We start from the raw sequence: 22601 nt of genomic DNA, 5'->3' as shown, positions 1-22601 counted from the left end.
ACAGTTGAAAAAATAACCAACTGTGTTTTTGATAATTAATTCACTTTTTTAATAAAGCCTTTATAATGACGTTTTACAAGCTGGCTTTCTAACGTCTTCATAGTTTCTAGTGCTACACCGACAATGATAAGTAAGCTTGTACCACCAATTTGAGCAGAAGGTGGTAACGTAGCAATTTTCGTGAATACGAGCGGTAATATAGAAATAGCACCTAAGAAAATTGCACCGATAAATGTTAAACGGTATAGAATTTTAGTTACATATTGTTCAGTTGCTTTACCAGGACGAATACCAGGAACATATCCATTTTGCTTTTTCAAATTCTCAGCCATTTGTTCAGGATTTACCTGAATAAATGCGTAGAAGTATGTGAAAGCAACGATAAGACCGATATAAAGTGTCATTCCAATTGGATGTGCGAAATCAAGATTTGCAACTAACCATTTTGATACGCTTGAATCAGGGAAGAGCTGCGCAATTGTACGCGGCGTCATTAAAAATGCAGAAGCAAAGATAACTGGTATAACACCAGCACTATTTACTTTAAGCGGTAAATGAGTGTTTTTTGCTCCTTGATATTGATTGTTTCCTGAAACAGCTTTTGCATATTGGATCGGTATTTTACGTACAGCTTGTTGAATGTAAATAACACCAACAACTATCGCTAAAATTACGAGTCCAATTAAAACAATTTTTATTATGTGCATAAATAGCTGATCGCCAGCATTTTGGAATTGTTGTAAATAAATTTGATTTGCAACATTTGGAATGGCGGCAACGAGACCTGCGAAGATAATCATCGAAATACCATTACCAACTCCGTTAGCGGTAATTTGTTCGCCTAACCAAAGTAAAAATGCAGTACCTGCAGTTAAAACTGTCGCAATAAATAAGTATGTAGTCCAGCTTTGATCTGTTATTAATTGTCCACCTGCTATATTATTAAAGCCATAAGACATTCCGATGGCCTGTATGAATGCGAGAATGATTGTAAAGTATCGAGTGAATTGAGCTGATTTCTTACGGCCCATTTCTCCTTGCTTTGCCCATTCCGAAAATTTAGGTATAACATCCATTTGTAGTAACTGTACTATGATGGAAGCTGTAATATATGGTGTAATACCTACAGCAAAGATTGAGAAGTGTTGCAATGCTCCTCCGCCAAATACGTTTAACATACCTAGAACGTTAGCTTGATCTTGTACTTTTAATACCTCTGCGTTAGTATGAGGAACTGGAATAAACGTGCCAATTCGAAAAACGATTAACATCGCTAGTGTAAAAAGGATTTTCCTTCTTATCTCAGCTACTCTCATGAAATTTGAAATCGTACGAAACATTATGTCGCCTCCTATATTTTTATCAGTAAAAAACTGATTATTATACCCTATGAAGTAACCACAAACCTCCTTCCGCACTAAATTCATTTGACAAATGGATTTTCATACACTTTGTAGTTTTCACGGATATAAAAATATAAGGTGTTATATAAGCGACCTATACACTTCACGTAATCATTCAATACCCATAATATATCGAATAAATTAACAAATGTACATACATACGCATTAAAAATGAATAAATAGGGTCATTTTTTACATTTATTTAATGATAAATTGATAGGACATTATACTGGTAAATGCGCTTCGTATATTCCTTTAATCAATTAAAATCCTCCACCTTTTTATTTTCTTACAATTAATATATCGATTTAAAAAGAATTTAAAATCAAATAAAAGTATGAAAGTACATACTACTTTAGTAGTAGTAATAGTAATCAATTGTATTTCAATTAAAATTCATGTGATTAGAGGATTCTTTTTATTTAAGAAGGAATAAATATTTAAAGAAAGCTAAATAAACAGTGTACATATTTATAGGGGAGAAGATGTAAATGAAAGTTTTTATAAAAAAATTCCCACCATTACAAGTAGCATATATAAGACGAACTGGTAGCTACTTTGAACCACAAGATCACTGGGGAAAGTTACTGAATTGGTCAATTGAAAATAAACTTTATCCACCAGAGCAATCATTTATCGGAATATCATTAGATAATCCTGAACTTGTTGCAAGTCATAAGTGCCGGCATGATGCATGTGTTACGATTCCTGAAAACTTCGATAAAGAAAAGCATCATGATGTGCAATTTAAAAGATTAGATGGAGGTACATATGGTCTATACCAGTTCTATGATGAACCTCATAAATTAAGTGAAGCGTATCAATACATGTATGCAGAGTGGCTACCAAATAGTGAGTATGATGCAGATTATGATAGAGATAATTTAGAGTTTTGCTTAAATAATGTTGCTGAAGATCTAGACGGAAAGTTAAAGGTTAATTTATTTGTGCCAATTAAAAAGATATAAAAAACAAATAATTTCATTTGTAGCTTTAAAATGAAATTGGAATAGTAGTGAAAGAAAAACTTTTTTTGAAGATAATATTTCTAGCGTAGGAATTTAAGTATGTAGGTTGCAATGAAAGGAGAATCCACATGGATACATTTGTAAATGACAAGTTTTATGAAACGAGAGATCAATTAGTTGAGGAAATTAATTTGTTGAGTGATGCTCAATTTAATAGGAAACCAGATAAGGATAAATGGAGTATTGCACAAGTTTGTCATCATTTAGTTTTATTAGATGAGAGAGTTATAACAGTTATTTCATCAGGATTAAAAAAGTTAGATAGTACCCAAAATGAGCGTAAAGAAATTCACACTATTTTATTAGATAGAACGAAAAAGTTTATAGCTCCAGAAATGATTGAACCAAGTATAGAACCATTTGAAGTGGAGCAAATGCTCAATATGCTAAACGAATCAAGAAAAGAATTGATGCGTTTCCTGAGTACAATAGAAGATGAGTCTATATTAGCGAAAAAAGCAGTGATGCATCCAGCTCTTGGAGAATTATCCCTTGATCAGTGGATAGAACTGATTTATTTACATGAACAGCGTCATATTTCACAAATAAAAGAGATAAAATTACTTTGTGAAATTGAAAAGTAAAAATCATTCCCTATTTATTGATGCGTATTATAAACAGGGAAAACGGTTGATTCATATTGATTCAGAAGAAAACAAAAATAGAATGAAATTAGTTGAAAGTAACCAATAAGCTTAAGAAAATATGAAACTATCCGATTTTCTGTATAAGTGTAACCCCGTCTTAAATGAAGAGCGGGGTTATTTTTTTGGAAGTATTTTCATTGAGAAGGAAATACTTCGACAATGAAATTCAAAAAAATAATCATCATAACATATTTTATATGCGAATTTTAGTAAATTGAAATAATGATTTTATGATGATGAATGATATGTCCTTATTTTGAAAGTACTCTTCACACGCTTAAGGAAGGGGTATTCTGTCAGGAAACGATAAAATACAATTCTGTTAGGAGATGTATGCAATTTATTCTCTTTATTTTGCAACAGAACCACCTTCAAAATTATCTTTTGTAGTTGAAGTTTCCTGAATAATAAGTTACATTTTTAAAGTTCAAGCAACTTTATGAAAGTACAAAAAGGGGAGAAATATTATTAGTATGCAAAAAATGAAATGGAAGAACTATGTATGTTACTTTGTAATTCTATTACTGCTTGGAACAGCAGTAATAGTCAAACCACCTATCTCTAAGGCTGAGGAATCTGAAGTTAATATCACATTGTTAGGTACTGCAGATATTCATGGTAGATTTATGCCTTGGGATTATGCGCTTGATGGAGCAAATATGAGTGGAAGTTTGACGCAGCTTTATACGGTTATAAAGAAGGTCCGTCAAGAAAATCTAAATACCATATTAGTAGATGCTGGGGATACAATTCAAGGAAACTCAGTAGAATTATTCAACGATAAACCACAATCGCCAATGATGGTAGCGATGAATACAATGGGATATGACGCCTGGGCATTTGGAAATCATGAATTCAATTTTGGATTAGATACATTGAAAAAAGTTAGTGAGCAATATAAGGGAAAAACGTTAGCAGGAAATATTTATAAGGAAAATGGAGAGCGCTTTCTTCCTGCATATACAATTGTAGAAAAAGGTGGAATTAAAGTTGGGATTATTGGTATGAATACACCAATGATTAGTGATTTTGAAAAAGGGACAGATCACTTAGATGGTTTAGTGGTGAAAAATCCGGTAGAAGAGACGAAAAAGGCAATTAAGGAATTAGAAGGTAAAGTAGATGTAATGGTAGGAGTTATGCATATGGGATTAGAAAATGAGAATGGTATCCCTGGTACTGGTGTTCAAGATATTGCAAATGCTTGTCCGGAACTAAGCGCTATTTTTGCGGCTCACATGCATAAACTTGTAAAAAAAGAAGTTGTAAATGGCGTAATTATTACAGAACCAGATAAATATGGAACGCATATTTCACGTATTGACCTTACTTTTACAAAGCAAGATGGGAAGTTGACTTTAAAAAATAAAACTGCTACCGCTATACCTGTAAAAAATGCTGATGGAACAACGATATTATCTGATCCTACACTTGAAGAAACATTAACACCTTTTCACGAATATGCGAGAGGAGATGCAAATGTTGTAGTCGCTCAATTAAAGGGTAGAAATCTTGTTCCTGAAAATGAAATAAAGGGTATTCCAAGTGTTCAGATTCAAGAAACACCTTTATCAGATTTCTTTCATGAAGTCATGCTCTACTACAGTAAAGCAGATGTAGTAGCCCATCAAATTGATAATGATTATGCCCGTTTGGATATAGGTCCTATTAAGAAAAAAGATATTGCGTACAATTACCAATATGCCTTGGGAGAAATTACAGTATATAAGATTTCTGGAAAAGATTTAAAAGACTATATGGAATGGGCAGCAGGATATTTTAACTCATCTCGTGCCGGAGATGTAACCGTTAGCTTTGATAAAACCCGCCGTGCATCTAAATACAGTACGAACGATTTCTTTGGAGGCGTAAAATACGAAATTGACTTAACAAAACCATATGGAAGTAGAATTACAAATTTACGCTCTATTCGTACAAACAAACCAATCAAAACGAGCGATGTTATGACGCTGGGAATGAATGCATATAGAATGGAGGCTCTTCAGGCAAAAGGGGGAGCTTTAGAGGGGCGTAAGTTTGAACAAATTTGGTCATCTAAACAAGAGAATGCATTTGGAGAAACAGGCGGAACCATTCGTAACCTTGCTATTACATATTTAAAAGAGGTAAAGAATGGTGTATACACTCCAAAAGTTATGCGTAATTGGAAAATTACTGGTGTAGATTTACATTCTTCAGAGCATAAGGCTGTAGTTGATCTCGTGAATAAAGGGATTTTAGAAATTCCAAAAACAGAAGACGGAAAATACACAAATATAGCATCTATAAATACGAAAGACTCAATTTCAAAAGAAGAAATTGTAGCACTCTCACAAAAAGCAAATATTAATCCAAATGAGTTTAATCATGCAAAGACAAAAGGTGAATTTTATAAAAAACTTAATAGGATTACTAAAAAAATATAAATTATAAGGTTTCTTATAGTGATTGTTATTTTAATAGTATGAAACCCACTCTTACAATAGTAAAGAGTGGGTTTTTATGTTGTTATTTAGATGTAAGTATACTTTTATTAGAATGAATATAGATAATTAATAACTAACCAATTGGATGAGCGTCTATAAGGATTCTCTTTTATTCAAATTAATGTACATATGTGTTCCGTTCATTATTTATAATATTGACCACAATTTATGTAATTTTGCATAATGTTACATAAATTTCGTATTTTCTCTTTTTTCCGACAGAAATAGACAGTATACTTTGTACAAGCTTTCTATTTCAAAAATTATACGAGGTGAAATAATGAAAAACAAAAAGACATTAACTAAGGTAGCATTAACAACAGGATTAGCTTTAACAGCTGTGGCACCATATGGCGTAGGTCATGCAGAGGAAACAGATCAACTACAAGTCCAAATTCAAGAGGAATCGTTCCGTTCGGGTGAACTTACACAACCGTCACAAAAGGCACCAGAAAATGTAGTAAAGGATGCACTTAAGGAGAAAACAGAGCAAGCTCTGTCCCAAAAACAAGTCAATGGAGAAGCAGGAGTAGATTATAAAGTTCTTCAAAAACGTGGTTCGTATGATGGAACTACACTTGTGCGTATGCAACAAACATACGAAGGAAAAGAAGTATATGGACATCAATTAACTGCACACGTAGATAATAATGGTGTTATTAAAAGTGTTTCAGGTGATAGCGCACAAAATTTAAAACAAGAAGAATTGAAAAAACCTATTAATCTATCAAAAGATGAAGCAAAACAATTTATTTATACGAAGTACGGAAACGATCTCAAGTTTATTTCTGAGCCGGAAGTTAAAGAGGTTATTTTTGTTGATGAAAATAATGGACAAGCTAAAAATGCATACCAAGTTACCTTTGAAGCTGCAACACCAAACTATGTTTCTGGTACTTATTTAGTAAATGCACAAAATGGTGATATGTTAAAAAATATGGTACAAGAATCTAACTTAAAAGCCAGTGACAAACTAGTTGGAGCTTTAAAGAAAAGTAAACAAAGCAGTCTTACATCATTAACTGGAACAGGAAAAGATGATTTAGGTATTTCTCGTTCATTTGGTATCTCTAAACAAAGTAATGGCAAATATGCTCTTGCTGATTATACAAGAGGGCAAGGCATTGAAACATATGATGTGAATTACAGAGATATTACTAAAGAAGAAAGCTATTATCCTGGTACATTAGCGACTAGTACTTCGGCAACATTTAACGATCCGAAAGCAGTAAGTGCTCATTACTTAGCAACAAAAGTATTTGATTTTTATAAAGATAAATACAAGCGTAATAGCTTTGATAATAAAGGACAAAAAGTAGTTTCAGTTGTACACGCTTGGGATTCTGAAGAGACGAATGATCCGAAAAATTGGCAGAATGCATTAAGTGCTAATAATGGAAGTATGCTTGTATATGGCGATCCTATTGTTAAAGCATATGACGTAGCTGGACATGAATTTACACACGCTGTTACTTCTAGCGAATCTAATCTTGAATATTACGGAGAATCCGGTGCGATTAATGAGGCATTATCTGATATTATGGGAACATCTATTGAGAAATACGTAAATAATGGAAAATTCAACTGGACAATGGGAGAACAAACGGGATCTGTTTTCCGTGATATGGAAAACCCAGCTTCTGTTCCATCTTCACTTGGAGTACCTTATCCAGATGATTACAGTGAATTTAACGATTTTAATGGATGGGATCAAGGCGGTGTTCATTTTAATTCAAGTATTATTAATAAAGTTGCGTATCTCATTGCGAAAGGCGGAACTCATAACGGAGTAACTGTTAAAGGAATTGGTGAAGATAAAATGTTTGATATTTTCTATTATGCAAATACAGATGAGTTAAACATGACTTCTAATTTCAAAGAATTGAGATCAGCATGTATTCGAGTGGCAACTAATAAATATGGTGCGAATACAGCTGAAGTTCAAGCAGTTCAAAAAGCATTTGATGCAGCAAAAATTAAGTAATTTAGAAATATAGTTCTCATTCATATATTAATACATTATGAAAAACAGCTAATGTCATTTTAAGGATATTAGCTGTTTTTTTACGTAGCAATGTATTATTGAAAATAAACTGACTAAGCAATAATGAGGCGCTTTCTCTTTAAGAAGTAGCGACAAATAAATAAGGTTTAAAGTGTATAAAAACAGAAAATTAATAATATATTGACCTCTTGATAGAAAGTCTATAAAATGAAAGCGATAACAAACGATTGCTTTAAAATGATTTCCCTGATCTTTTAGCATTTACAAACATATGAAGGCATTAACAAATCTATTTTTTTAAGTATTAATGCAAACGTTTTCGTAATAAAAAGGTCATTGAAATACATACGTGAAAATAGTCAATATGGAGGTGAAGTAAAAGAGATTTCTAGATTAATTTAAGCAGTGTTATTCAGTGAAAGCATAATAAATCGTTAGTAATATTTGAAGAAAGGGTGTATGTGGTGCAAATTACAAAAAGATTAATTAACAAAACAGTTTTATTACTTACTTTAATCGTTATGTTATCATCTGTTTTCTCTTTTCAGAGTGTGAAGGCAGTTTCAAATTCGAAAACAACTGAAATTATCATTCATTACAAAGAAAAGCTTGGAAATACAAAAGACTGGAATCTTTGGTTATGGGGAGAAAATGCAAATGGTACATCTTATGAATTTACTGGTGAAGATGAATTTGGAAAATACGCTAAGATAAAAATAGACGGTGACTATAATCGTGTAGGATTTATAGTTCGAACAAATGAATGGGAAAAAGATGGTGGGGATCGTTGGATTGAAAATATAAAGGACGGTCGTGCTGAAGTATGGATTCTTTCGGGTGATGAAAAAGTATATAACTCTAAGCCTTCATCGGATCTCTCAATTCAAAAAGCAACTATTGATAGTTTCAATGAAATTACTGTAACGACTAATGTCCCGTTTCATATTAAGGAAAAGAAAATTGAAATTGAAGGCATTAAAATTAAAAATATTACTCCTTATGATACAAACAGTGGAGATATTACTAATAAGGTTAAAATAATTACGGAACAGAAAATTGATTTAAAACAAACATACAAAGTTAAAATTGAAAACTTAGCTGATACGAATACTGAAATTGGTAAAGTCATTCGTAGCGAAGAATTTGATAATTTATTTTATTATGGTGGCAACGATTTAGGAAATACATATACTCCGCAACATACAAAGTTCCGTTTATGGGCTCCTACTGCAAGCGAAGCGAAGTTAGTTACATATAAAAACTGGAACGATAAAATAGGTGCTGAAATAAACATGCAACAAGGTGAAAAGGGAACTTGGACAGCAGAACTAAAGGGGAACCAAAAAGGGCTCTTTTATACGTATAAGGTCAAAATTGGTGATAAGTGGGCTGAAGCGGTTGATCCATATGTGCGTGCTGCTTCTGTAAATGGCGATAAAGGTGCAGTCGTTAATTTAGAAGAAACAAATCCGAAAAAATGGAAAGCAAACAAAAAGCCAAAATTTAAAAATCCGGAAGATGCTATTATTTATGAGTTACATGTACGCGATCTTTCCATTCAACCTGAAAGTGGTATTAAACAGAAAGGGAAGTATTTAGGTGTAACAGAAAAAGGAACAAAAGGGCCAGGAGGTGTAAAAACAGGACTTGATCATATAAAGGAGCTTGGTGTTACTCACGTTCAGTTTTTACCGATATTTGATTATGCTTCAGTAAATGAAGAGACTTTAAATGAACCGCAATATAACTGGGGATATGATCCTAAAAATTTCAACGTTCCAGAAGGCTCCTATTCTACAAATCCTTATGAGCCAACTGTTCGAATAACTGAATTAAAGCAAATGGTTCAAACACTACATGATAATAATCTTCGAGTAGTGATGGATGTAGTATATAACCATATGTATAATGCTGCTGAATCTAATTTTCATAAGTTAGTTCCAGGTTATTATTATCGTTACAATGAAGATGGAACATTTGCAAATGGAACTGGAGTAGGAAATGATACTGCTTCAGAAAGAAAAATGATGAGGAAATTTATGATAGATTCCGTAACATATTGGGCAAAAGAATACAATTTAGATGGATTCCGTTTTGATTTAATGGGTATTCATGATTATGAAACGATGAATGAAATACGTAAAGCTGTTAATCAAATTGACCCTTCTATTATACTACACGGAGAAGGATGGGATTTAAATACACCTCTTGCAGCTGAGTTGAAAGCAAATCAAAAAAATGCAGAGAAAATGAAAGGGATTGCTCATTTTAACGATAATATACGTGATGGGTTGAAAGGTAGTGTATTTGAGGAAAAGGAAAATGGTTTTGTAAATGGAAAGCAAAACATGGAAGATCGTATTAAAAAAGGCATTACAGCAGGTATTGACTATGATACAAATTCGTCTACCTATCAAGATCCTGAACAGGTATTAACTTATGTGGAAGCACATGACAATCATACATTATGGGATAAACTTGAGTTAACTAATCCAGGTGACAGTGAAGAAATGCGAAAACAAATGCACAAATTGTCTTCTTCAATTTTATTAACATCACAAGGGATTCCATTTTTACATGCAGGGCAAGAGTTTATGCGGACGAAATACGGTGATCATAATAGTTACAAATCTCCAGATTCAATTAACCAGATGGATTGGCTGCGCCGTGCAACGTTTAATAATGAAGTAGATTATATGAAGGGTTTAATAGAATTACGCAAAAAGTACTCAGCTTTTCGAATGACATCTGCAGAGCAAATAAAAACACACGTATCATTTATTGATGCTCCGAAAAATACTGTAGCTTATACAATAGAGGGGAATAAAAATGAATACTTTACAGTGGCTCACAATGCAAATAGAGAAGCTGTTGAAATAACACTTCCATCGAAAGGTCCTTGGAAAGTACTAGTAGATGGGAAGCAGGCGGGAAGTACACCACTTTATGTTGTCCATGACAATAAAATTAAAGTTCCTGCATTAAGTTCATTTGTCTTAAAAACAGAGAAACCGATTAAATAAAAGCGAAGAATGTGGAAATAAATACTGCATTGAGCAAATTTAACAAGGATTGCAAATAAAAAAAGCGAAGTGAAGATTATTCTCACTTCGTTTTTAAAGTTAATGTAATATAATTTCACATACTGTAATTATATTACAATTTAATAAAAGAAATAAGCAATAGATTATTTCTTTTGTGACAGTAGGAGGAGAAGATATCTTTGAGTTTATTTATAAAATTACCTGAAATCCATTCGTAATTCATATAATGTTTATTATATATTCGCACATATAACGAACTAGATGTTCGAGTTGTATTAATTCCTACAAATCGTTTAAAAATAACAAAGGCGTAAAAAGTATATGGAATTAAAATAGAGAAAAGACACCATTCAAGGTGTCTTTTCTCTATTTTGAATATGAAATGTAAGTAACTCGATTGTATGTAATAGTATGTGATATTTTCACACTAACTGATTAAGAAAAATTTAAAACTCTTTTCTTAATCTATTTGTAATAAATTACATCATAAAATTTTATCGATATAATAAATAAAACTTTCTCAACATTATTTGATTTAATAACTATATTCAACCGCTCTCCAATCCATTACAATAATTTCACATTGGAAATACATGAATATTCTCAATGTTATAAATGGTTTATACCTTATAGGATTACTATGGGAAAGGATGTGAAATATCCAAAAAGAAATCATTTTTTATGATGAAATAAAAAATTTTAATGAAGAAAAAGTTATTTCATTATTTTCAAGTTTCGTTAAAGTGCATGTATTTATAATCACTATGAGACAAGGAGCAGAATCCGAAAAAATTTTTGTAAATTAGAAAATTGCATTTCAAAAATAAGTTAAACGTTTATGGAGGGTTATATGAGCGAGAAAATTTATTACTGGTCTCCGATTAAGCATTGGGAGAAGTTGCATAATGAAGTTTTGATAGGGGAAATGAGATTTACAGGTATTCTGTCTGAGTGGTTTCCAGATTTTTATTTTATGGCTCAAAAAGGTGTGAAAATTAGTGAACTAGTAGAGCGCTTTTCGTTAGGAAATGTAGAAGAGACACAAAAAAACATAGAGCTCATGATAAAAAATCGTGTGTTAGTAAGTAATATATTACACCCAAGAGAAGTATTTTCTTCACAAGAAAAGATTTTTTCAAATCCATATAGCAACCAGATTCGCTTTTCTAAAGAAAAGTTAGATAAGTATATGAGTGAACAATTAAATCGCACGCACGTTGCTGCACGGTCGACCGAAATTCAACTTGAAACAACAAATGAGCTACCTACTATAATCAAGGAACGTAGGTCTTGTCGTCAATTTGATATGGAAAAACATATTAGTTTTTCGGAATTTTCCCGATTCTTATCAACTCTAAAACAGGTTAGGGAAGAAAAAATATACTATCATTACGCAAGTGCAGGCGGGCTCTATCCCATTGATATCTTTGTTTATGTAAAACCAAAACGTATAGAGGATATGAAAGCTGGATTTTATTATTATAACCCATCAAAAAATAGTCTTGTGATTGTAAACAACATTGATCAAGTAATCAAAAGTGATCATGAGTTAATTAATCAGGATTTATTTACTCAATCTGCCTTCTCAGTTTATTTGGTTTATAATGCGAACGCTTCCATCCCGAAATACGGTTCAGATGGATATTTATTTGCTTGTATTGAGTCAGGCATTATCACTGCTACCTTAAATATGGTTGCTGAGACATTAAATTTAGGGGTTTGTTCAGTTGGTCATATGAAATTTGAAGATATTCAGCAATTTTTATGTTTGGATAATCATCAAGTGTTTCTCCATGGGCTTGAAGTTGGCTTAAAAATTAACGAGTAGAAGAAATGAATATTAGGGGGATAAAGATAAAAATGCACATTAAAGATCGAAGTTCAATTCATGAAAATAAAGAAGTAGAAGCGTTTTGGAAGGAGCAATTATCTTCCGAGATTCTCGATTTTTCTGTATTTAAATTTAATAGCGATTACCAACTAAATAAAGAAACACCTTGTGAGTACGTTCAAGTCATAGTGAATGTAGAATTTAGTAAAAGTATACAAAAAATAAGTAAGTCTCAAGATTTATTATTATTTAGCTGGTTTCAAGCCGCTTTAAGGGTTTGTTTGGCACATTATACAGATCAAGAAAGAATTACTATTGGTATTCCTATAATTGAAAAGAATCTTGAACAAAGTGAGAATCTTAATAAGTTGATTCCTTTAGGAAGTGAAATCCATCCGCATCACACCTTTAAACAATTAGTAAATGAGATTGAACAAACGACTTTATTCGGGTATGAAAATCAGGAGTATCCGCTCTCTGAATTATTAGTTAAACACAATTTAACTCCTTTTCAAATTGTAATCGGGATGGAAGGATTACATAATGAAAATTCGCTAGAAGAATACGCAGAGAATAATTTAGCCCTATGGATACGAAGAAAATGGAATGAAATACATAATGAATTTGAATTTCAAATTTCTTGTAAGTCCCGTTCATTCTCTTCTTTGCAACAGTTTGCCAATTCGTATTGTTATGTTTTAAAGCAAGTTTTACAAAATCCGAATTTGGCATTGAAAGATATTTGTATTATTGCAGAAGAAGAAAAAGAGTTGTTAGAAGGATTGAATGCTTTTCAAACGGGCATAGACTTGTTTCAATCATTTCAAGATTTGTTTGAAGCGCAAGTATTAAAAACTCCAGATCAAATTGCTGTTGTTTGTAATGATCAATCTTTGACATATAGAGAATTGAATAAGAAAGCGAATCAATTGGCTTCTATTCTTCAAAGTAAAGGTGTTTCAAAAGAAAGTATTATTGGCGTTATGGTAGATCGGTCATTAGAAATGATTATTGGTATGATGGGGATTTTAAAAGCAGGAGCAGCCTATTTACCAATAGACCCTAACTACCCAACTGAACGAATTGAATATATGTTACAAGATAGTCAAGCAAAATATTTACTTAGTAAGCGAACAGAGGAAGTATTGCCACAATTTGCAGGTGAAGTACTGTATCTTGATAAAGAATATCTTTTTCAAGGTGAAGAAAGTAATTTAGTACGAGAACATAATCCTAATGATTTAGCTTATGTTATTTACACATCAGGATCGACAGGAAATCCAAAAGGGGTAATGATAGAACAAAAATCGCTAGTTCATTTTTTAAATGTAATGAGAGAAAAAGTAAAAGCTAATCAATCATTCTTGTTTCTTGCTAGTGTATCTTTTGATATTTCCTTGTTAGAAATATGTCTTCCTTTAACGCAAGGTTCAAAAGTAGTAATTGCTACAGAGGACCAGTTTGCAACAAAAGAATTGGCTCATTTGGTCAAAAAACATAAGGTGGATTTATGGGAATCAACGCCATCGCGAATGGAAGTGATTTTGAGTGATCCAGAAGGGGCGATTTTTCTAAAAGATTTAAAATCTATTTTATTAGCAGGAGAATCATTTTCCATTGATTTGGTTGAAAAAATTCGTTGTATCAGTGAAGCAACAATTTTAAATATTTATGGTCCCACAGAAACAACCATTTGCGCAACAGTAAAAGAGTTGAGCACTTCCAAAGAAGTTACGATTGGCAAACCTAACCCGAATTATCATTCCTATATATTGAATAAGTATGGCCAATTAAAACCATTTGGAATTCCCGGTGAACTCTGCATTGCTGGCGTAGCGGTAGCACGAGGGTATCTTGGTAAAAATAAACTGACAGATGAAAAGTTTGTACCGAGTCCTTTTGCGGCAGGGGAAATGATGTATCATACAGGTGATCTCGTTCGTTGGTTGCCTAATGGAGAACTTGAATATTTAGGTAGAATGGATCATCAAGTGAAAATTCGGGGGTATCGGATTGAATTAAGAGAAATCGAAACTCAATTAAGGGAATATCCAGAAATAAACCAGGCTATCGTTGTTGATCAAGTGTATGGAAATAGGAAATTATTAGCTGCCTACTATGTATCGGATAACAAGGTGTCTTTTGGTGAAATCAGAAAATATTTAAGTGATAAATTACCTGAGTTTATGATTCCTGAAAAAATGATTCAGGTAGAAGAGATTCCATTGAATCCAAATGGAAAAGTGGATAGAAAAAGATTGTTGGATATAACACAAACAGATTATGTATCAATTCCATACGTTGCTCCGCGCAATGAAATTGAACAAAAATTAGTGCGTGCATGGGAAAAAGTTATGGAGATCGAGGGAATCGGTATTCATGATAATTTTTTTGCATTAAAAGGAGAATCTATTAAAGCACTTCAGGTAATTAATTTATTAAGAAAAGACGGCTTAAAAATAAGTACAACAGATTTTTTTAAGCACCCCACAATCGCTCAACTGAGTTCTTGTGTAAAGCTAGAGCATAAAGAGGAAAACCTTGAAAGTAGACCAACTCATGTTAAAGATTTGTCTAAGCCATTTTCCTTAACAGAAGTTCAGACCGCGTATATGATAGGACGGAATTCACAGTTTGAATTAAGTGGTATTTCCCCTCAAACATATTTTGAATATGAAACAGCATTGGATATCAATCGTCTTTCAAAAAGTTTTCAAAAGGTAATTCATCGTCATCCAATGTTGCGAGCTGTAATTTTACCAGAGGGAAAACAGCAAATATTACAAAGCGTTCCTGATTACGAGATTGAAATAGTGAGTCTCATAGATTTAGATGATAGGAATCAACATGCTCGCTTACAAGAAGAGCGTTCTCGAATGACTAACCATGTATTCCCTTTGGGGCAATGGCCTTTGTTTGAATTGAAAGCTTTTCTTTTAAAAGAAGACACGTATTTATTATGTTTTCGATACGATGCTTTATTAATGGACGGAGCAAGCATGAACATTGTTGGACAGGATTTGTTGCATTATTATTATAAACCAAATCAAAAATTAGAATCTTTATCTTTTGATTTTCAAGATTATATGTTTATCTATGATGAAATGGAACAAAGCGAAGAATATAAAACAGCAAAAGATTATTGGACAAGTAAGCTTCCTGACTTTCCATTTGCACCTTCTTTGCTGTTAAAAAAGGATCCAGCAGAGATTGCTACTCCTAAATTCCAATCACTTACAAAAATCCTGGATAATAAAAAATGGACAAAGCTACGAAAGTTAGCACAAGAGAAAGAGGTAACGCCTTCCGCTCTACTTTGTACAATATATGGTGATGTGTTGGCATATTGGAGTAATCAACGTCGATTAGCAATTAACTTGACTGTATTTAACCGTTATCCTGTTCATGATGAAGTAGAACAGATTGTTGGAGATTTCACATCACTTATTTTATTGGATGTTGATGTAAAACCAGAGCAAACTTTCTTTACTAGAGTAAAAGAAACGCAAGCTACTTTATTAGATGGCCTTGAACATCGTCATTACGATGGAGTTAACTTTATTCGAGATTTTACTCGATATCATCAAATGACGCCAAAAGCAGTTATGCCAATCGTTTTCACCTCGATGTTAGCAGGTGCAGGTGCTTTCTCTTGGGAACAACTTGGTTCTCTTCGCTATATTCATGCTCGGACTCCACAAGTGTATTTGGATAATGTAGTAATTGAAAAAAATGGAGAGTTATTAATTAGCTGGAACTATGTTGAAGAGTTGTTTGATGTTGATGTAATAGAAGCAATGTTTTCCCAATTTGTTGACTTATTGGAACAATTGGTGAAACAAAGCGATATAACATCTTTGCATATGAAAGAATCGGATCAAACTCTAATTAAGCAATACAATGAAACAACAAAAAAAATACCTTCAACTACTCTGTATCAATTATTTACAGACCAAGTAAAACGTACGCCGGATGAAGTAGCGGTGGTATTTGAACAAGAATGGTTAACATACTCGGAACTTCATAAACGTTCTAATCAAATTGCCCACTTCTTAAAAGAGCAAGGTATTGGTCTAGGTGACAAAGTGGGTCTTTTAGCAAAAAGGCGAGTTGACACAATTGTTAATATGTTAGGTATTTTAAAATCAGGTGCCGCTTATGTTCCGATTGATCCCGATCATCCTTTAGATCGCCAAACATATATTTTAAAAAATAGCTCATGCAAGCTTTTATTAGAACCTAGTCTTTATGAAGAAAATCATTTGTCATTTTATACAACAGAAGATATGCCCGCTATTGCTGGTCCAGAAGATATTGCCTATATTATATACACTTCAGGAAGTACAGGAAAACCAAAAGGAGTAATTATTACTCACCAAGCGGTTACAAATACTATTCAAGACATAAATCAAAAATATGAGGTGAATGAAGATGATCGTATTATTGGTATCTCTTCCATGTGTTTTGACCTATCTGTATACGATATTTTCGGAGCTTTAAGCACAGGTGCAATGTTAGTAATGATTCGTGATCCGAGAGACATGCAAGAATTAATCCGCACTGTCGAACGTAGAGGGATTACAATTTGGAATACAGTGCCTGCAATCATGGATTTGGCATTGGAGCAAGTAGGTTCTCATTTTGAATATCCTTCTTTACGTTTAGTTTTACATAGTGGAGATTGGATTCCGCTTTCTTTACCAGAAAAAATAAAACGACATTTTCCGATTGCAGAAGTAGTCTCACTAGGAGGGGCAACAGAAGCATCGATTTGGTCAATTTATTATCCGGTCAAACAGGTGGAATCACATTGGAATAGTATTCCATACGGGATGCCCTTGGCAAACCAAACGTATTATGTGTTGAACTATGAAAAGAAAATGTGCCCTGTTGGTGTAATTGGAGATTTATATATCGGGGGAGTGGGCCTTGCTAAAGGATATTTAAATGATGAAAAGAAAACAAATGAAGCGTTTGTGTCACATCCTGATTTTGGTCTTATATATAAAACAGGAGATTGTGGAAAAATGCATTCTGAGGGATATATTGAATTTTTAGGCCGCCAAGATTACCAAGTGAAAATTCAGGGATATCGAGTAGAGTTAGAAGAAATCTCTCATTGTCTTCTAACTTATAAACAAGTCGAACATGCTGTCGTAATTGATCAAACAGATGAGAACGGAATAAAATTTTTAGTTGCATATGTGGTAACTGAGCAAAATATTAGTACAACAGAACTACGAAAGCATTTGCGAGATCACTTGCCAGATTATATGATTCCTTCTTATTTTGTTTATTTGGACCAATTACCCCTGACTCCAAACGGGAAATTAGATAGAAAAGCGCTACCTACTCCGGAGAAACAAAAAAATGAAGTATTTATTGCCCCAAAAACTGAAATGGAAAAAATATTAACTAGTATTTGGCAAGAAGTACTCAAAATAGATCAAGTTGGAGTAAATGATCATTTCTTCGCCTTAGGTGGAGATTCGATAAAAGCGATTCAAGTGTCCGTCAGACTGTATCGACAAGGATTCGAGCTTGAACCAAAAAATATATTTTCATTTCCTATATTAAGGGACATGGTTCAATTTGTTAAAAAGCTAGACCAGTTTTCAAGTTCACAAACAAATGATGTAAACATAATGAACGATAATAAAGCTACATTACTAAATGTTAAAGATAAACAACTTAATCAACATACACTTAACAAAATACAAGAAAAAATGCCGGATATAAAAATAGAACGTATTTACCCGTTAGCACCTTTCCAGGAAGTTATTTATGAGCATGCTACGAATGAACCTGATACAAATGCATATTTTGAACAAACAATTTGGGCACTTGAGGGGGAGCTGGATATTAAACTCTTTATTCAGTGTTTCCAACAATTAGTTGATCGTCATGATTCTTTAAGAACAATAATTGTGCAAGATGAACAAGCAAAACCTTGGCAAGCTGTTCTATATGATGTTCAAATAAATTCAGAAATAAAAAACTTGATTGAGATGACGAAACAAGAACAGCAAGAATTCCTAAAACAGTGGATGAATGAAAATTTAAGTCGAGGATTTAAAAATGATGAACTTATGACACGTCTCTGTATATTCCAACTAGGTAATAACGAGCATAAAGTAATTTGGAGTTCCCATCATCTATTATGTGATGGTTGGAGCGTCAGCATTTTGATAGACGAATTATTCCAGCTCTACGAAACTACAAATGCCGGAACTACGGCGGGGTTACCCATGGTAAAACCTTTTGAAACATTTATAGATTGGACTTTGGCACAAGATCATGAGAAAGCACGTCATTTTTGGCGAGATTATTTATCAGGATACAATCAGAAAATTAGTATTCCTAAAAAGAAAGTCCCATCTAAAAGTGAAGGGTTAAACTTCACTTTTATGGATTTAACATTAGACAAGGATTTGACTGATCAGTTACAGACATTTGTAACTAAAAATAATATAACTATGAATACGGCATTACTAGCTGTATGGGGAATATTGCTTGGCAAATTCAACGGAACGAGAGAAGTAGTATTGCCTAATCTAGTATCAGTCAGACCTCCCGAAGTAGAAGGAATTGAAAATATGTTCGGTCTGTTCACAAATGTTTTGCCTATCCGATTAGCATGGACAGAAACGCAATCTTTTGTGGACTTCCTGCAAAAGGTACAACTAGAGACATTGAAATGTAATGAGTATGCATACTATTCATTTGTTGATATACAAAAGCAAAGTGAATTAAAAACTGAGTTGACTGACCATCTTTGGGTTTTTGAAAACTATCCAACTAATCCAGCAATCTTTTCTTCAAATGAAAACAGACATTTTGCTATCACGGATTACGAAGTTGTTGATGAGCCACATGTAAAGTATGGAATTATGTGCTTCCCTGAAGAAAGACTTACAATAAAGTTTGGATATGATCAAACCGTATATGAAGCAGAGAAAATACAGGAAATATTAAATCACATCCATGGGTTAATCAACACGATTCTTCAAAATCCAATACAAACAATTTGTGATTACAAATTATAAAAAATGAAAAGGCGAGCAAGAACTCGCCTTTTTAAATAGAATAGGAGTAAATCAAATGACAAAAAAATTACAGTTATCAGCCGAAGAGATGCGTCAGTTAGGATATCAAGCGGTTGACTTGATTGTTGATCATATGAATCATTTAAAAAGTAAACCAGTTTCAGAAACGATTGATAGTAATATTTTTAGAGACAAGCTAATTGAAACGATTCCGGAAAACGGATCTAATCCAAAAGAATTACTTCATTTTCTTAATAACAATGTGTTTAATCAAATTACTCATGTGGATCATCCTCATTTTATGGCTTTTGTGCCAGGTCCTAATAATTATGTTGGTGTATTAGCAGATTTTTTAGCAAGTGGGTTTAATGTATTTCCTACAGCTTGGATAGTAGGTGCAGGTGCCGAACAAATTGAATTAACGACAATTAACTGGTTAAAATCAATGCTAGGATTCCCTGATTCAGCTGAAGGACTATTTGTCAGTGGTGGTTCCATGGCTAATTTGACTGCACTTACTGTAGCGAGACAGGTCAAGCTGAATAATGACATAGAAAATGCGATTGTTTATTTTTCTAACCAAACTCATTTTTCTGTAGATCGAGCACTTAAAGTATTAGGTTTTAAACAGCATCAAATTTGCCGAATTGAGACAGATGAAGACTTAAAAATTTCAGTTAGTACTTTAAGAAAACAAATAAAAGAAGATCGATTAAAAGGGAAAAAACCATTCTGTGTTATTGCTAATGCAGGGACAACGAATTGCGGAGCGGTGGACTCCCTCGATGAATTGGCTGATGTATGTGGTGATGAAGATATATGGCTACACGTGGATGGGGCTTATGGGGCTGCAGCAATTCTCAGTGAAAAAGGAAGGGAGTTATTAAGTGGAATTCATCGTGCCGATTCTTTAACGTTAGACCCGCATAAATGGCTTTTTCAGCCTTATGATGTTGGTTGTATACTTATTCGAAATAGCCAATATTTAAGTGAAACATTCCGTATGATCCCAGAGTATATTAAGGATACAGAAACTAATATAGAAGAAAAAGTGAATTTTGGGGAGCGTGGAATTGAACTTTCTCGTAGATTTAGAGCATTAAAGGTATGGCTTTCTTTTAAAGCATTCGGAGTTACAGCTTTTCGTGAGGCAATTGATCATGGCATTATGCTAGCTGAACAAGTTGAAGAGTTTTTAAGGAAAGAAAAAGATTGGGAAGTAGTAACACCTGCCCAATTAGGAATTGTTACTTTTCGTTATATTCCATGTGAGCTAACATCTACAGATACAATTCATGAAATAAACAAAAAATTGGTGGAAGAAATTAATCAAAGAGGATTTGCTATGCTAAGTACGACTAAATTAAAAGAAAAAGTAGTAATTCGACTTTGCTCTATTAACCCAAGAACAACAAAAGAAGAAATACTTCAAATCATGATGAACATAAAAGCATTAGCAGAGGAAATAAACACATCGCCTAAACATCTTATATCTGTTTCTCAACCTTGATATATTAGGCGGATTTTACATATTAATAGCCGATTCTTATTTAGAATCGGCTATTATATTTAAATGATAAATACATATATACTATTTATAAGTGTTTCTCTTGTAATGGGATTAAGCCTCAACCTTGGATACTCGTTTGAAACCAGTCTTTATTGCTTGTACTATTTCGTTCACAGCATAAATAGATACATCGGCATTTGGATTTAACCCTTCAAACCAGTGATAGGCATTTGGATATAAATGAAACTCCACATCAACACCAGCTTGTGCTAGTTTGCTTACATAGGTTAATGTTTCGCTGCGGAATGGATCTAATTGACCAACAAATGTGTAAGTATACGGTAAGTCACTATAATCCTCAGCTCGAGAAGGTGCTGCATAGGCAGGGATTTGATCCGTTCCATACATTTCTCCTAAATACATTTTCCAGCCAGCTTCATTTGCCTTTTGGTTCCAAACAAATCCCTCTTTAATTTCATTCGCTGAAGGTGTATCATTTCTGTCATCAATCATTGGATATAGTGGCATTTGTAAACAAATTGAAGGATATTTTCGATCTCGTGCTAATAATGATAATGCTGCTGTTAGTCCACCGCCAGCGCTTACTCCTGCAAGCCCAATTCGATTCGAATCAATGTTTAATGACTTTGCATTATCAGCAATCCATTTTAAAGCTGAATAACAATCCTCAATTGGTGCTGGGTAAGGGTGTTCAGGTGCTAAGCGGTAGTCTACAGACACGACCACACAGCTAGCTTCTTTTGCAAACCTCATACAAATATCATCGTTATCATCTATAGACCCTAAGATATAACCTCCACCATGTATCCATAATAAGACAGGTAAAGATTCATGATTTGATTTTGGACGATAAATTCGTAATGGTAACGGATTATCATCAGGCCCAACAATGACTTTATCTGTTAAAGAAAGAGAGTCATCAACAACGGTAGGTGGTCTCATTTGAGCTATTCCTTCTCTGATTGATTGCAAATTTTCTGGGCGTAAATCGAGATCCGGAAACATCTCTAATCCTTGTAATAATTCTGGATTTACTCTAGTTTTCATTTTAGCACCTCTATTTGTAATTGTTTTCAAATAAATGAAGTGTATTCTAAGTAGTTTAATTGTGAAAGAACACCACAATTAAATTGTAAATTGGATATGTTATAACGGTCAACAGAATATTCGGAAATTAAAACCTTTCTCAAGAAGGAGTTTCATGCAATCAATAATACAAGTAGTGGATTTAAGAGCAAAGTGGTTTAATGTCGTTGTAATTATGTACATTAGAAAAATTTATTTTTGAGTCTAGAAAAGGATTAGATTCTTTTCTAGACTCATGAAGAATTATGAAAAGCAAAATTTTATAGATAGTTATCTTAAAAATAAACAAAGAGAGAAGAACTAGCCAATGTTCTTCTCTCTTTTTCATATGTAATTAGGGTATCCATAACTGTAAATACGGATGGTATAGATTTATGGATGAATAATTTATTTTTAAATTAATAACGTAATACATAAAGATTTTTGTATGTAATATTGCATATACAGGGACCACTGGTGAAAATGCTGAGCAATGTTTTTCCATATGGTAAATT

General features: G+C 33.1%; 10 protein-coding genes. 8 read left to right on the top strand and 2 right to left on the bottom strand.

Translation table 11 applies throughout. The features are described 5' to 3' along the window. Window positions 1-35: 35 nt before the first annotated feature. The gene (secY, locus tag N2V80_RS13510; protein ID WP_048567620.1) at window positions 36-1340 is read right to left on the bottom strand and encodes a preprotein translocase subunit SecY; all 1305 of its coding nucleotides are present in this window, start codon (window positions 1338-1340) and stop codon (window positions 36-38) included. A gap of 554 nt (window positions 1341-1894) precedes the next feature. Between secY and N2V80_RS13505 the strand changes: the two genes are divergently transcribed. The 8 genes from N2V80_RS13505 (at window position 1895) to N2V80_RS13470 (ending at window position 21000) form a co-directional block, all read left to right on the top strand. Then, window positions 1895-2371 (top strand): AraC family transcriptional regulator, encoded by a 477-nt coding sequence (locus N2V80_RS13505; protein ID WP_061655554.1) that lies wholly within the window; start codon window positions 1895-1897, stop codon window positions 2369-2371. A gap of 128 nt (window positions 2372-2499) precedes the next feature. Continuing rightward, window positions 2500-3015: a DinB family protein gene (locus N2V80_RS13500; RefSeq protein WP_000379370.1), complete on the top strand. Its 516-nt coding sequence runs from the start codon at window positions 2500-2502 to the stop codon at window positions 3013-3015. Between the two features lie 536 nt (window positions 3016-3551). Next, on the top strand, window positions 3552-5504 hold the full coding sequence (locus tag N2V80_RS13495; RefSeq protein WP_061655553.1) for a bifunctional metallophosphatase/5'-nucleotidase: 1953 nt from the start codon (window positions 3552-3554) through the stop codon (window positions 5502-5504). 340 nt (window positions 5505-5844) lie between these two features. Beyond that, a complete protein-coding gene (locus N2V80_RS13490) occupies window positions 5845-7548 on the top strand; it encodes a M4 family metallopeptidase (protein ID WP_000791453.1) in 1704 nt (567 codons plus the stop codon). A 485-nt stretch (window positions 7549-8033) separates the two neighbouring features. Then, window positions 8034-10592, top strand: coding sequence for a type I pullulanase (gene pulA / locus N2V80_RS13485; RefSeq protein ID WP_061655552.1), 2559 nt, complete (start codon window positions 8034-8036; stop codon window positions 10590-10592). A gap of 871 nt (window positions 10593-11463) precedes the next feature. Beyond that, entirely contained in the window at window positions 11464-12441 is a 978-nt protein-coding gene (locus tag N2V80_RS13480) for a SagB/ThcOx family dehydrogenase (protein WP_033667158.1), read from the top strand. A 32-nt stretch (window positions 12442-12473) separates the two neighbouring features. Further along, the gene (locus N2V80_RS13475) at window positions 12474-19490 is read left to right on the top strand and encodes a non-ribosomal peptide synthetase (RefSeq protein ID WP_061655551.1); all 7017 of its coding nucleotides are present in this window, start codon (window positions 12474-12476) and stop codon (window positions 19488-19490) included. Between the two features lie 55 nt (window positions 19491-19545). Beyond that, window positions 19546-21000 carry a pyridoxal phosphate-dependent decarboxylase family protein gene (locus N2V80_RS13470; protein WP_061655550.1) on the top strand — a complete coding sequence of 485 codons (1455 nt, stop codon included), beginning with the start codon at window positions 19546-19548 and terminating at the stop codon, window positions 20998-21000. 111 nt (window positions 21001-21111) lie between these two features. Here N2V80_RS13470 and N2V80_RS13465 read toward each other — a convergent pair whose 3' ends face one another. Further along, window positions 21112-22068, bottom strand: a complete 957-nt coding sequence (locus tag N2V80_RS13465; RefSeq protein WP_061655549.1) for an alpha/beta hydrolase — start codon at window positions 22066-22068, stop codon at window positions 21112-21114. Window positions 22069-22601: the final 533 nt, after the last annotated feature.

It is taken from the genome of Bacillus sp. FSL W8-0640 (assembly GCF_038007725.1).
GTDB lineage: Bacteria > Bacillota > Bacilli > Bacillales > Bacillaceae_G > Bacillus_A > Bacillus_A cereus.
Note: the sequence above shows the minus strand (reverse complement) of the source record. Positions and strands in the feature narration are given on the sequence as shown.